Here is a 16393-nt window from a genome sequence, read left to right as displayed (position 1 = left end):
CGCTGCTCACTGCGCACTCGGCTTATCACTTTTATGGCAAGCAGAGAATGCCCGCCTAAGTCAAAGAAACTATCGTTAATACTCTGTACTTGGCTCGGCAGTAGCTCACGATATAACTCAAGTAAATAACGCTGTATGTCCGTGAGCTTAGATCCATCAATTACCTCAGCGACCTCTTGGCTTTTCGCCTGAGCCTGATAGGCAAGCTGTAATGCTTGCTTGTCTACTTTTCCGTTTGCAGTCAGTGGAAGATCAGCAACGATATCCAGCGCGGCAGGTAACATATAACTGGGCAACGACTGCGATAAAGCTTGGCGCAACTGCACGAGTGTGAGCTTAGCCTCACCATTTAAAACCACATGAGCCACTAGGCTTTCTTGTGCTTCATCAACACTCACAGCGCAGCTTTTTACTTGCGCCAACGCGTCGATTTGATGGGCGATTGCCACAAGAGAAATACGGTAGCCTCGCAGTTTTACTTGCTCGTCTAACCGCCCTAAATAACAAAGGTAGTCAGCCTCACCGCGCGCATTCGCCTGCCACTTTGCCTTGTCGCCACTGCGATACCAACGCATGCTTGAAGTACCAGACGCAGGCACTGCTTGCTCAACAAAGCGTGTTTGCGTCACACTCGCGAGATTAATATAGCCTTCACACACCCCATCTCCCGCCAACCAAAGCTCTCCGGGCATGTTAGGTAAAGCCAGTTCACCAAATTCGTCGACTACCGCAAGGGTCATATTATCGATAGTATGACCGATAGGCACTTCTTCGTGGCCCGCTAACAGGTGGCGCGACTCACGGCTTACAGCATAGATACTACAGCCGACTGTTGCCTCTGTTGGGCCATATTCGTTTATCCACTGGGCGTTAGAGAGCTTATCCATCAGCTTATCAACCAAAGCTGCGCTTAGCCCTTCACCGCCAACCACAAATCGGTGGGCGATATTGTTATGAGTTTGTGCGTCACTTAATGCAAATACCGCGCGTAAGTGAGCCGGTGTTAACTTGAATAACTTGGCTTCCGTAGCGGCAAAAATCTGTTCATGTAACGCAGGTAACAATTCGGCGTCCGTAGGAAGCAGCTCAAGCTCACCGCCTCGCATTAAAATAGGCACTAAGGCGGTCACCGTCGCATCAAACGCCAGCGGTGTACTGAGTACGGCCTTGGTTATGCCACCCGATTGTGGCAAGTAGCGCTGAGACGCAAAACGCAGATAATTATTGAGGTTGCCATGACTAATGGGCACCCCTTTTGGCTGCCCGGTTGAACCTGAGGTATAAATAACATAGGCAAGCTCGGCTTGGTTAAATGCAGATGCGTCTTCATCTACCAACAAACTGGTATCGTAAAACGCAAAGTTCCCTTCGGCTTCGAACAAATCATCAAGCAACAAAAAGTCACTACCGGCTTCAATCAAGCGCTCGGCATCTTCACTTAGCGCCAGCGTCAATACGATGTCTGCATCATCCATGATATAGGCTAAGGTATCGGTTGGCGTGTCATGATGAATGGGCACATAGGTATGGCGCGCTTTTAATATTGCCAGCACCGCAGCCACCATGTAACTTGAAGACGGCAGTAAAATAGCAATGCGACTTTGCTCGGCAAATGCCATTTCTAATAAGCTATTAGCAAGTTGGTTCGCGCATTTTTCTAAGGTGAGATAACTACAAGTGAATTCCCCCATGCGCACCGCAGTCTGTAGTGGTGTCTGAAGAGCAGCCTGACTAAACTGAGTCACCCATGGCTGCTGCTCTGTCACTTCTACCGCAACACTTTGCTGCTGTTTTAATAGCGCTAACTGCTGCTCAGCGGGCCACAATGACAATGCTGACAACGGGGTATTTGGCTCTGCAAGACATTGCGATAACACATAACAAAACTGCTGATGAAAACTAACCACACTCGCTTCTTGCCACAAATTGCTGTCATAAAGCCATTCAACGGTGAGTACATCCCCCTCGTCTATCACTGCGACTTCTAAATCTAGTTTGGCACCGCGTACTTTACTTTGGCAGGGCGTCACTTCCAGTTGCGCTAGCGTAAGGTTTTCATTTACCTGATTATTTACCCGAAACACGATTTGATGCAGCGGATGCTGGGCGCTTGAGCGTTCAATGTCTAACTCATCCACTAACACATCGAAGGGAATATGTTGATATTGCAACGCGTCATTGAGTAAGCCTTGGGTTTGCTGTAGCGCTTGGGTAAAACTGGTGTCTTCACTCCATTCGCTTCTAAGCACTAAGGTATTGATAAAATTACCAATCATACTTTCAAATGCTTTGAGGTGACGTCCTGATACCGGCGTACCAACAACCACATCGCGCTGTTGAGAAAAGCGGCTTAACCACAATGAAAATAGCGTTTGCAGTAACACAAATAAGGTTTGTCCTGAGCGAGTTTGATACGCTCGAAGCGCACTGACCAGCGACGCAGGTATGGACTCAATCACTAAGGCGCCGCGAGGTGAAATTTTCGCTTCTCTGTGGTAATCAAGCGGTAATTCATGAACTTTGGGCAGACCTTGTAATTGCATACGCCAATAGTCTAGTTCCTGTTGCCATAGCGACCCCTGTTCCAGCTGCTGTTGCCACATTACATAATCAACGTAATGCACCTCTTGTAGCGGTAAGGTTTCGCTGCTGAGCGCAGCTTTGTATGCCTGTCTTAAAGCCTCACTCAAACACGCAATAGACCAACCATCGGCAGCGATATGATGTAAGGTGATCACTAGCGTAGCCTGCATCGCCTCTTGTTGATAAAGACTGGCGCGCAGCATTAAATCACGGCTTAAATCGAAGCTGGTTGCGTAATCTTTTGCGATAGCCTGCTCTAACGCATGTGCTTGTTGCTCAGCAGATTTATCTGTCCAGTCGTGCTTAACCAGGGTAAATCGAGCATCAAGGTTAATGCTTTGGTGCGGTTCTCCTTGCGCATTTTGATGGTAATTAAACGCCAAGACTGGATGTTGCTTAATCACAGCAATAAAGGCTTGCTCTAAGGCCTCAGCATTCAGCTTGCCTTGCAATTGAAATATGCCCTGTAGGTTATACTGGTTGCTGTGCCCTTGCAGCTGGTCAACAAACCACAAGCGCCGCTGTGCAAATGATAAAGGATAACTAGGCTGTGATGGCGCAGGTTGTAGACTTGGTAAAGACGACTGTGACTGAGAGTTAGCCAGTATCTCGCTTAGTTCAAATACGCTAGGATTGGCAAATACTTGCTTTAAGCTCACCTCCACCGAGAGCTGGGCTCTTAGCTCATTGAGTAATTGCATTGCCAATAAGGAGTGACCACCGATGCTGAAAAAGCTATCGTGCAGCCCCACTTCTGGTGCGCCCGTTAAGGTTTGATAGAGTGTGATTAACTGTCGCTGCAGCGCACTTGTCACCTCACTACTTTGGCTTTGAGAAGTTAGTGCCAAAGACTGTAATTGTTGACGGTCTATCTTGCCATTACTCAGGGTGGGTAAGTGCTGGCAAAGCTCTATCCAGCTTGGGATCATCGGCTCAGGCAAGCGACGCTTCAAGCCTTGACGGATCACCTCGCGCAGATTGGTTGCGGCGCACTGGCTGCCATCAATACTTACCACAAAAGCAACCAAAGCATCTTGTTTGCCGAGCTTGCGCACCACGACTGCAGCCTGCGATACCTCATCAAGCGCTAACAGTGCAACTTCTATTTCATTAAGGTCAACGCGGTAACCGCGAATTTTCGCTTGTTTGTCAATTCGACCGAGAAATTCAAGCTCGCCGCTCGCATTCAGTCTAACGCTATCACCACTGCGGTAAAAACGGGCGCATTGGGCACTATGTTGCAAGCTACTTGTAAACTGAGCTGCGGTCTCTGAAGGCGCATTTATATACCCTTTGGCGAGGCTCGGCCCGCCAATATAGAGCTCACCGGGCATGCCAGCGGGTGTTAGCTTCCCCTGTTTGTTGAGTACGCAGGTAGTAACATGTGCCAACGGCGTACCGATTGGGTAACTGTGGCCGGTTAGTCTGCTGTCAGTGACTTCATGACAAACCACTCCAACACAAGCCTCCGTCGGACCATAATGGTTGAAAATACGCGCCCTTGGTGTCAGCGCACGAATGCTATCAACAAGCTGCTCACCTAATGCTTCTCCACCTAACACCCACTGCGAAATAGCGGGCTTTTGCTCAGCAAACTGAGGCAAAAGCACCGCGGCAAAAGAAGGGGTTAATTTAATCAAATTAACTTGCTCAGCTACTAACTTGGCTGCGATTTCAGCAGGTTCTGGCGCTTGGTTTGCAAGAGTGAGTACCACAGTGCCGCCATGAGTAAGCACCGGGTAGACAGCCGTTAAGCATAAATCCGTGGCAAGTCCTGTGACCACGCCCGCTCGCGTATCTTGGTTGTAACTCAATCTCGCTGCGATGCTGCTACAATAGTGACTCAGCGCGCCATGGCTGATCTCAACCCCTTTGGGCACACCAGTAGAACCAGAAGTAAACAACACATACGCGCTATCATCAAAACTTGGTGAATAAGTTTGCTGCGGCGCTCCCTTGTTTTGGCTCAGCTCACTATATGTAAGCACCTGAATGCCCGCATCTCGTAGCGCTTGGCAAAGTGGCGGCTCGACACTTACCACCACCGTATTACAATTAGCTTGCGCTAGCATTTGTAGCGCTCTGGCAGTGGGCATATTGCCATCAATAGGTAGATACGCGCGGCCACTTTGCATTACGCCAAGCATAGTGACAATGTCACTCATATCACCCGTTGTTATCAGCGCAATGATTGACGCTGAAACATCTAAGTTGTTGGCAATTTGTAGGCTTTGAGATTGTAGCTGCTGATACGTCAGGGTCCGCGATGCTTCGCCATTGCTGCTTGGCACAACCACTGCAATCGCCTCGCCTTGGGTTTGCGCTATATCTCTGATTGCTTGCGGCACAAGCATCGGCTGGCTGATGTTGTGATTGATACCCGCCGCTGTTGTTGGTACGTTCGTTGATTTGAGCACCAAGTCGTCAATTGGCAGCGCCTCTTTAGCACAATAGCACTGGACGAGTGCCAAATAGTCAACGGCAAATTGCTGAATAAGCGCATGGTCATAAAGCCCTGTTGCATAAACAAAGTCACACACAAGGCCATCATCTGTATCATCAACAGATAGGGTTAAGTCAAATTTTGCAGTGCCATTATCTAGGGCAATTAACTCGGCTTCTAATTGGTTATTTACCGACACCTTGCTACTTGCTACACCATTGTAGTTAAATAACACTTGAAACAAGGCGGAATGCGCAGCGGATTTTGGTAGATCCAGCGCTTCAATGATGTCTTCCACGGCAGCGTTTTGATTACTAAGCCCTTGCAATACTTTGTATTGCAGCGCCTTAATCGCCTCACTCATGGAGTGATGGCCGTTTATCTGCATACGCAGTGGCAAGGTATTAATAAAGCAGCCAAGCATAGCTTCAAACTCGCTTTGCTGACGATTTGCAACCGGCACCCCTAAAGTAATATCGGCTTGCTCACTGTAGCGATAAAGCAAGATGTAAAACACGCCCAGCAAGGCGGTAAAATGTGTTACGCCATCGCTGTGGCAAGCTTTATCTAATCGTTGTATTTGCTCTGCGTTAAACGCACAGCGAACCGTGTCACCTTGGTACTGCTTTTCTTTTTTTCTTGGATAGCTGGTGGGCAATTCAAACGGTGTAAATGCCTCTAACTGCTCAGTCCAATAAGCCAATTGTTGTTGATAGTCTGGGGATTGCCTTAATTGTTGCTCCCAGTGCACATAGTCAACATACTGTAAATCGGGAAGCTCAACACACGCCTCCGATAGCTCATACAGCAGTGCGTTGATAAATACAGTCACGCTCCAGCCATCACTAATAATATGATGCATGTTAACGAGTAACCAGCGGCAAACAGTGTGAGAGTTACTCACTAAAGCCGTCACTTGCAGCAGCGACTCGTTGGCAAGATCAAACTGATATCGCACAGCCTGTTTAATCGACTCTGGTAGCTGATTGGGTAGCACTTCTTCATCCACGGTCATCACAGCAATTTTCATCGCCTCAGCAGGTTCAATTTGCTGCACGACCTTCCCTTCAACCGTGATAAATCGTGCTCTCAAAATATCGTATTTAGCTATCAAGCGGCTCAACGCTTGTTCAATGTCCGTGACTGAAAATGGCTGCGATAACTTAACTAGCCCAGCCATGTTGTACGCCGCAGTGCCCCCTTCATATTTATCAATAAACCACATTCTTTGCTGTGCTGCCGAGAGCGCAGCAGATTGCTTTTGCTGTCCTTGAAGGTAGGTGATAAGCGCAGCTTTGTGCGCCTTTATCTTATCCAGAATACCCTCAGGCACCTGCCCATGCGGTGTTCTAAGTTTTAATTTATCCTGCTGTAAATAAACATAAATCTGTTGACGGTCCAGCTCATCTAACCACTGTTTTATTGCAAAGTTTTCCATCATTACAAGTCCATCTCCGTCATAGATTTATCACTTAGCGCAGCACTCAAATCTCGGTCGCTTACAATATCACTGACTTTCTCTACGTTTGGAGTCTGCGGCTCCACCGAAATAGCATCATGAGCTTGTTTTAGCGCTTCGATACACTCAGCAAGCTCTGCAATACAGGCGTGCTCAAAGATGTCGCCAATGGTCAATTTAATATTGAAAGCTCGGTTGAGTCTCGATACCAACTGCATACCAATCACCGAATTGCCGCCGCTATCCACAAAACGTACTGTGACGCCCAGCTGCTCAACAGGGAGAAGCGCTATATAATGTTGATGTAGCTGTTTTTCTGTTTCAGTGCGAGGAGCCAACGTGCATATTTCTGATACTTGCTCAGCAGCAGGCATTGGTAGTGCTTTTCGGTCGCGCTTACCATTTGGTGTCATCGGCCATTGACTTAACCAAACAAAATGCTCAGGCACCATGTAACTTGGTAACCATTCACCGAGCGCTTGGCGCAGCCGAGGCGAAGACCACTCAGTTGATAGCTCACCATCATCAATCATATAACCACACAGACATGGGCCAGTTTCTAGCGTTTGTACGCAAACATCGACTTCACTAATATTGAGTATCCGCCCCAAATGATGGCTAATATCGCCAAGCTCTATACGGTGACCATGGAGTTTAATTTGATTATCTAAGCGTCCTTTTACTTCAAAGCGGCCATCAGCTAAACGCCTCGCTTTGTCTCCCGTCTTGTATAAACGGCGGCTAATGGAAGCGGTAAATTGATGATTGATAAAGCGCTGCTTGGTCAGCTCCGCTTGATGTAAATAACCCATAGCAACACCACTACCACCAATGTATAACTCGCCCCATACGCCATCGGGTAAAGGCAACCCTTCACCATGACACTCGGTTGGGAGCACAAATAAGCTAGTATTTTGTATCGCTTTACCAATGGTTATCTCTGCGGCATTGTCGATATATGCCACCGCCGACCAAATCGTGGTTTCGGTTGGCCCGTATAAGTTATAAACCGCTTTGCTGTGACTAAGTAACTGCGCGGCCAGTGCCTGAGGTAAAGACTCACCGCCACTCCATACTTTTATGCCAGAAGTACGTGCTGGCGCCGCATTTAACACTAATTGCCATAGCGTTGGCGTTGCCTGCATCACCGTGATCTGCTGCTGTTCAATAAGCTCGCCAAGCACAGCAGGATCGCTAATACTTTCATCACTTGCCAGCACCACCGACGCACCAACGAGTAACGGCCCAAACAACTCTAGCAAGGCAATATCAAATGCCACTGTGGTAATGGCCAATAAGCGGTCATCTGTCACCAGCCCCGGCTCACGACACATAGACGCAAGCAGATTAGCAAATGCCCCGTGACTAACTTCAACGCCCTTGGGTAACCCCGTGGAACCAGAGGTATAAATCACGTAAGCACGCTGCTGAGCTTGAATTAGCAAGCTTGGGCTGCGAGTCGAACTTTTGGCAATGTCTTCGGCATCGCTATCCATACAGACTCGCTTGAAACGACCATGATTGAATAACGCAGACTCTGCACTGCTGGCATCACACAGCACAACACTCGCTTTGGCATCCTCTAAGATATGCGCGATGCGCTCGTCAGGAAAGGTGAGATCGAGTGGTAAAAATGCCGCTCCAGCTTTCATCACCGCCATGAGTGCTATCAACAGCTCCACCCTGCGTGGTAATGCCACCGCCACGATACTATTGGGCGTTACCTGCTGCTTCATCAAGTAGTGAGCGAGTTGGTTAACACGCGAATCTAGTGCCTCATAACTGAGACTCACATCATCCGTTACCAGTGCCGTACGTGCGCTGCAACGCGACACATTGTGCTGCCAAGTTTCAACGAAACTCGTCGCGACCTTAACCGATTTCTCTTGCTCTAGCGGTAACTCAACCAATCGATACACATCATCACTACTTTGTATCAGCTCATTTTGAGCCCCTATCGGTGTGTTGCCTTGAACCTGCGACAGCAAATGGACAAACTTAGCCACGTACTGGGCCATTAACTCAGTATCAAATTTCGCTGTGTGATATTCCACTAACAGTGACCACTGTCCCGCAACACAGGTCATATTTGTCGTCAGTTCAAATTGGCCAAATTTAGCTACACTTGGCTGTACCTCAACTTCTAGCCCATTAAAACTCGGCAAAGTGGTGACTTTATCTAGATTAAACATAGTGCTAGGTAGAATTAGCTGATCATCGGCAAGGCTTGCATACGGATGAGTTTGGTGATCAAAGGCATCAAGTAAAGTATTTTGCACCCGCTGTACCAGCTCACCGATAGTGCTAAGGCCAGCTATATCAACCACAATGGGCAAGATATTGGTGCAATAGCCCAGTAACGCTTGGTCGAGTAACTCAGGCTCAAACTGCGATGCCAGTCGTTGCCTATCCGATACCGGCACTCCTACACTTATCACAGTCTGGCCGCTTAACTTGTGTAGCCACAAGCAATAAAGTGCAAGCATTGTCGCAAATTGCCCACAGCGTAAAGACTGAGCAAGGCTCTCAGTATTTCGGATTGCACTCGAAGAAATGGGTAATGTGAGCTGATTAACTTGGTATGAAGCCACGCTCACCGTCGTTGATTTTGGCAGCTCAAGTGGTGTTGAACTCGCTAAGCACTGGTGCCAAAAAGCTTGGTTTTTTGCGGCTTCCGGTGAATGCGAATATGCCTGCAAGCTATCAACGTAGTGACTAAAAGAGACCGCTCGGCTCGCCACCTCATTTTGTTTTGCATCTTGATTGTAGCGCTCAGCGATTGCTGCCAGCACCATTTGTAGTGAAAGCCCATCACAGATCACATGATGGGCCACAACACTTAGATAGTGCTGCGCTTTGCCATCACTCAACAGCGTCACTCTACAAAGTGGGTCTTTTGCAAAATCAAACGATTGATAACGCAGCGCGGATAACCGCGTTTGCAATGTTACTTGGTCTTCTTCGTTCCATGGCTCAACATGCAACTCGGCTTTTTCCACTCGGCAATATTGCATTAAGCGGTCACTATCGACACCAAAACGCAAGATTGGGAAGTCGCGGCAGACCGCAGTAATAGCTTGTTGCAGCCGCGCTAAATCGAGCTTACCGGAGAGCTTTAATATCGCTTGTAATTGATATGCACTCGCCCCTTCGCTAGAGGTCAACGCCATCGCTAATAGCTGCTGCTGGCTATGACTAAGTGGAAATGCAGCATCGTCATCACTTTGGCTCGTTTCACCAAAGTAGCCCGCACGTTTTAAGCTAAGTACACTGGCTTCCACTGCGTTTATCACCGCTGTAATGTCTTCATCTGTGTGGGCGGCACTGAAAAAGCAGTTTCGCCCTTCCCAGATAAACACACCGCGCTCTAGCATTTCATAAAAGAACACATCAAGATTTTGCGAAAAGCGAAAACGGAATAATGAGGCAAACGCTTCTATTCGAATGGGTACGTCATGGGTTTCAAAAAACGCATTGAGATGTGCTTTAAATGCCGCGGTTTTGTCGTTGATTCCTTGTTGTAACGCTGGACCTTGCGACTGAATAGCTTGCAACACTGCTTTGGCACTTGCCATGGTCATTGGATGTTTGCAGAAAGTCCCAGCAAAGAAGGTGGTATCGGTCAAGGGGTAGGAGTCATCTCCGTATTGCCAATTGCCGCCGTCAATGGCATCGAGGTAGGTAGCGGCCCCCGCGACCACACCGATAGGCATACCACCACCGACGATTTTGCCGTAGGTTGCCATATCGGCCTTAACCCCTATCAAACCTTGAACACCACCGGGATGTGCTCTAAAGCCGGTGATCATTTCGTCAAAAATGAGGGCAATACCATGCGCTTCAGTGAGCGTACGTAGTTTACGTAAAAACGCCCAAGGTTGATTTTCAGGATGACGGCTTTGTACCGGCTCAACAATCACCGCGGCAATATGTTGCGCCTCTCGGGTAATAACCTCTAGCGACTCATCATCACCATAAGGTAAAACGAGATTATCGGAGATTGCGCCGTAGCGCACTCCAGCGCACATTGCCTCTACGCCTTGCTCTGGCGACTCAGTAGCTAAAGTACCATCATAGTGACCATGGTACGCGCCTGAGAACTGAACAATTTTATCGCGCTTAGTCACTGTTCTTGCCAAACGTAGCGCCGTCATGACCGCCTCTGTACCAGAGTTACAAAACGATGCACGCTCAAGCCCAGTCAGTTCACAGATAAGTGCAGCAACCTCGGGCGCATCAGGACTTGCAAGCCCCAGTTGCATCCCGGCTTCAAGCTGTTGCGCCAGTGCTTTTTTGATAAAGTCAGGGTTATGACCAAATAAGTTAGTACCAAAGTCCATGGTGATATCAATATAGCGATTATCATCGATATCCCAGATATATGCGCCTTCACAGCGCTTAGAAAACACCGGATAAAGTAGCTCTTTGCTCGACAGTCTGAAACCCGCCGAAGCACGGCAATCCGCAAGGCGTGCGCGATATTCGCTCACTAGCGCTTTTGAACTGTGCGTTTTCGCAATGTAAGCATCACTCAATGCAGCAAGATGTTGGCGTATGGCCGGGCTACTATTGGCACGCTGCACTTGTTTTTGTTGTGCCCCAGGTAATACAGATTGGGCTCTGCTTGGATGGGGTTTTGATACCAAGGTTGCTGTTGAGGTAACTGCACTGTTTTCAACTTTCACGCCCTGTATATGGCGTAACTGCTGCCCTACTACAGCTTCTAACGCGGCTCTTGCTTCAGCGTTGGTCACAGTGCTTGCCGCCTGCAATTGCGCCTGATAGATAGCGACAAGCGTCTGATTGTCAGCCCCTACTACACTACCTTTTGGCGTATCAGTCGTTACCGATACAGGTGATGGCAAACTGCCCGCTTGTTGAGGACCTTGCGGTGCTTTGAGATAGTCACTATGGCGTTGAATATAGGCTACTAACTTATCGACATCGCTGAGCTCTTGATAAAATTGACGAACACTAAACTCTAAACCGAATTCCCGCTCGTATACTCTAACGGCCTGCATGATCATCAACGAATCAACCCCCATTTCTAACAACGGAAGGTTGGTTTGGATAGCATCAGCGGGCATCGACAAGAGTCCCGCTAGGGTATTGAGCACAAAGCTGCGGATCTGAGCATCACGGTCACTCGCTTCTACCACTGTCTGTGCTTCGAGCTGTGATTGTTCAGTACCAAAAATCCAGTATGAACTGCAATCAAATGGATATTGCGGCAAACTCACTCTAGCGCTCGGGCGATTGCCATACACCTGTTGCCATTCGAGCGCCCCGCCTAAATCGAGGTATGTGCCTAAACACTCGACGAACTTCATGCTGTCATCGCCTTTGGGGTGCAATACATGGGCATAATTGAGCGTTTTGTCATTACTGTTTTCTTGCAGTAAGCCACTCAAAATAGGTTTGGGACCAAGCTCAATCGCTAAGCCATGCTCTAGTGACTCCAGAGCAGTTACACAGTCAACAAAGCGAACCGGTGCCATAATTTGCTCAACCCAATATTCAGCTGTTGCGATACGTGCGCTCTCTACATGTCCTGTCATGGATGAAACAAAAGGCAGCAGAGGCTGTTGAAATCTAACCTGTTCAGCGACTTCCCTAAAGGCGTCTAACATGGGAGTCATCAATGGAGAGTGGAAAGCGTTTGCCGTATGCAGAGATTTTACTTTAATTTGCTGTGCTGCTAGCACCTCACTGAGGGCCGTGATTGCTTCATCAGCACCGGAGAATACTACCCCTGCCTCACCATGGAAGGCTGAGATAACCACTTGCCCCTGAGTCTCGCTCAAGCAATTGCGTGCGACTATTTCATCACACCTTGCGGCGATCATGCTGCCTTTTATCGGTAATTCATGCATTAGCTGACCACGCGCTGCAATCAACTCAACGCCATCACGAAGCGAAAACACACCCGCAATACAAGCCGCTGCATACTCACCAACGCTATGACTGAGCAGCTGAGATGGCTTTACCCCATAATACATCAATAAGTTTGCCAAGCTGTATTCAACGGCAAACAAGCTCACTTGCGTCCAACGCGTTTGCGCCAGTAGTTCACTATACTTTTCATCGAATAACACATCCAACAGGCGTGCACCAAAGCGCTCGCCAACCAAACTGTCAATGTCATCTAACTGGCTACGAAACACTGCGTGGTGTTGATATAAAGCGTGAGCCATCAAGGGGTATTGCGAACCTTGTCCGGTGAACAAAAACACAACTTCTGGCGCAGCATTTACCGAGGACTGTTCGGCAATAATAGAAGTATTCAGTTGCGAAATAAGTGTTTCTCTACTCACACCACTAAACGTTTTATGCACACCTTTAAGCGGCACTTGCTCGGCATTTTGTGCACAAAAGTCATCAAACGCTTGAGGAGTCAGACTCGACAATCGTTCACTATAGTGACCAGCAAGATGCTGCAATGCAGCTTTCGATTTAGCAGCGAGAGGCAATAGATAAAACGAAGGCGGTGTTACTTCAGCTTGTGTGTCGGGTTTAGGCGCTGGAGCCTGTGCGCAGATCACATGTGCATTAGTACCACCAAAACCAAACGAGCTTAATCCAGCGGCTCTTATTCCCCCCTGTTGTACAGGCCATGTCTGCATGCTTTGCGGCACCATAAACGGAAGTTTTTGCCATGGAATATGCGGATTTAACACCTCACTATAACGCTGCGCAGGAATTTGCCCATGCTGTAAACACAGTAGCGTTTTGATAAGTCCAGCAATACCCGCGCCGGACTCAAGGTGGCCAATATTCGCTTTTACCGCACCGAGAATAACCGGATTATGACGACTATGGTGTTCTCCATACGTGCGGTTTAACCCAGTGATCTCGATAGGATCGCCAAGCTCCGTACCCGTGCCATGAGTTTCCACATAGTGGATATCTCCCGCCTGCATCTTGGCATTACCAAGGGCTGCATTGATCACTGCCTGTTGCGCGGCACTATTTGGCGCAGTAATACCATTGCTGCGGCCGTCTTGATTAATTGCGCTGCCTTTGAGTACACCAACAATCGGGTCGTTGTCTGCCATGGCTTGTTGTAGCGGCTTTAGCATCACCACCCCAACGCCTTCACTTCGCACATAGCCATCCGCTGCCTGTGAAAAAGTTTTGCAATGGCCGTCTGCTGCCAACATTTGTGCGTTTTCACAGGCCTTAGTCACATCATCGCTCAGAATAAGATTAACGCCCGCTACCAATGCCGCGTTCGTTTCTCCATTTCTTAGTGCTTGAATTGCATGATGAAGCGCCACCAGCGATGACGAGCACGCCGTATCAATCGCCACACTAGGGCCGGTAAAATTAAAGCTATAAGAAATGCGGTTTGCAGCAATGCTCAGCGCTGTACCCGTGCCTAAATACGCGGTACTTTTTTGCTGTTGTTGCGACAATAAAAAGTAGTCATTTTGCGATATACCAACATACACGCCAATATCGCTACCTGCGAGCGTGGCGGGTTGGTAACCAGCATGCTGTATGGCGTGATAAGTCGTTTGGAGCAATAATCTATGTTGTGGGTCGATATGCTTAGCTTCGAGTGGCGAGATGCCGAATAATGCAGCGTCAAACTCATCGACATTCTCTAAATAGCCACCGAGACGGTCGGCTTCAAGGTTAGGGCAAAGCTGCTGGCGCTTGGGATCTGGCGTGGTGATGCCATCGCCCTGCTGGCATAACAGCTGCCAAAATGCCTCAAGCCCATTTGCTGAAGGATAACGACAGGCCATGCCAATCACGGCAATATCTGTATCCGCAATATCTTCAGTTCGGCGAGAGGCTTGCGTCTTATTCGTTTGCTCAGTAGTACCTTTCGACTCGTTAAGCTCTGTCTGTCCTAGAGCTTGAGTAAGCGTACTAAACTGACTTAAATACTGGGCTAGTTCGCGAATTGAGGGATATTCGTAAAGTACCGTAGGCTCAAGATCTAGCTCGTGTACTTCCATTAACTCCCCTGAGATCCGCACCGCTTTCATCGAATCCACACCTAATGCCAAGAATGGCGCGTCGATATCCAAACTACGCGCGGGCTTATCTATTTCTTGTGCGACTAACTCTTGTAATAACCGCTGAATTTGCTGTAGTGACGATGAGGATGATGACACCTCAGCTTGTTGTGGCGTAGCTTCTTCACGGGCACGCGCAATTACTTCAAAATTATCGGTTAAATAACTGCGTTTATTCTCCTGGCGCTGAATTTTACCGCTCGATGTTTTATGAATGCGACCAGGCTTTATCAATACGATGTCATAAGGCGTAATGCCGTGGTGCTCAACGATCGCAGCGGTGATCTGCTGCAATACCTTCTCAGTATCTAACTTTCTAAGCGCGGTACGCTTAACTTGCTGCACAATCACCAAACGTTCTTCATCGCCATTGGAAGCTACCGAAAACGCCGCACCGCCATTTTGCTCTAAGCTATCGCTTGCTTCTGTAATCGTAAGTTCTATATCTTGCGGGTAGTAGTTTTTACCGCGGAAGATAAGCACGTCTTTGGCGCGTCCTGTAACGAATAATTCCCCACGCAGGATAAAGCCTAAATCACCAGTACGCAGATAAGCCCGCTCGTCAGCACCTTTAATTCTGGCATGAAACGTAGCCTTAGTTGCTTCTGGGTTATTCCAATATCCCTTTGCTACACTTGGTCCAGTTACCCAAATTTCTCCGGTTTCACCATTATTGCAGGCTTCAAAAGACTCTGGGTTAACAATCGCAATACTATGCTCGCCCCAACTCACGCCAGAAGATACTGCGTAATAAGGCTGCTGTTCATCAGCCACATCTAACGCATAAAACGCATCTACTGTATCTTCATCTGCGACTTGTTCGGCTTTACCCTGCTGTAACTTGGTCGCATCAATACGTAATACCCTTGGCTTTTCTAGAAGACGTCCACCTGTTGCAAATAAGGTGGTTTCTGCCATGCCGTAACAAGGTGCGATACTTTCTCTTTGTAAGCCACACACTTTAAACTTTTGATAAAAGCGCTCTAACGTGCTGGCACGCACTGGTTCTGCGCCATTTAATGCTGAGCGCCAATGGGACAAATCTAAGTCTTTAAGATCTTCATCTTTGACGGTGTCCACACACAGGTCATAGGCAAAGTTTGGCGCGCTTGACGTCAATGCTTTGGTTTGTGAAAGCAGTTTTAGCCAACGTAGCGGTTTTTGCAGGAAATAAGCCGGATTCATCAGCGCCGCTGTCGCACCAATGTAGATTGGGTGCATAATGCCAAAAATCAGTCCCATATCATGGAAATGAGGCAACCAACTTACAATCGAAGAGTTGCTATCGTGACCAAACGCTTCTTTCATTAGCGCCTGATTATCAAGAATATTGTCGTGGGTTACCATTACGCCTTTAGGTGTGCCCGTCGAGCCTGAGGTATATTGCAAAAATGCCAGTTGCTCACCACGGATCTGTGCACGAGGCCACTGTTGAGTCGTCGATTTAAGTGCAATGTTATCGGTAGTAAATAGTGCTAACTGCGCTAGACTTGGCTCAGAATCAAGCAATGGCTTGGCGATTTCATTGATCTTTTCACTGGTAAGCGCACCTTTGGCACCTGCGTCTTCGATGATGGCGCGCAGACGATCAACATTTTGATTCTTTTTAGGAGGATAGACCGGTACTGCAATAATTTCTGCGTATAAACAAGCAAAAAAGGCCTCAATAAATTCAAACCCAGAGTTGTACAGTAATAAGGCTCTGTCACCCGGTTCAAAATATTCACTCAATTTCTCAGCAATAGAGGCTGCACGCTCATGCAGCTCTTGGTAGGAAATGGTTTTACTTGGTAATGCCTCATCGTAAAAATACTGATAGGCAATATCTTGAGATCGAGTACGCGCTAAACCCGCGAGTATAGTAACAATATTTGTATTCAT

General features: G+C 48.0%; 2 protein-coding genes (1 of these 2 running past the window's edge). Both read right to left on the bottom strand.

All coding sequences use genetic code 11. From position 1 onward, the window contains the following. Positions 1-6467 carry the 5' portion of an amino acid adenylation domain-containing protein gene (locus NO992_RS11565; protein ID WP_371377247.1) on the bottom strand. 3361 nt of this gene lie to the left of the window's left edge, so the window shows 6467 of its 9828 coding nt (coding positions 1-6467); it begins with the start codon at positions 6465-6467; its stop codon lies off the left edge, out of view. Beyond that, positions 6467-16393: an amino acid adenylation domain-containing protein gene (locus tag NO992_RS11560; RefSeq protein WP_371377244.1), complete on the bottom strand. Its 9927-nt coding sequence runs from the start codon at positions 16391-16393 to the stop codon at positions 6467-6469. Before NO992_RS11560 ends, NO992_RS11565 begins: the two co-directional genes overlap by 1 nt.

Source organism: Pseudoalteromonas sp. DY56-GL79, assembly GCF_041414765.1.
GTDB classification, from domain to species: domain Bacteria; phylum Pseudomonadota; class Gammaproteobacteria; order Enterobacterales; family Alteromonadaceae; genus Pseudoalteromonas; species Pseudoalteromonas piscicida.
Note: the sequence above shows the minus strand (reverse complement) of the source record. Positions and strands in the feature narration are given on the sequence as shown.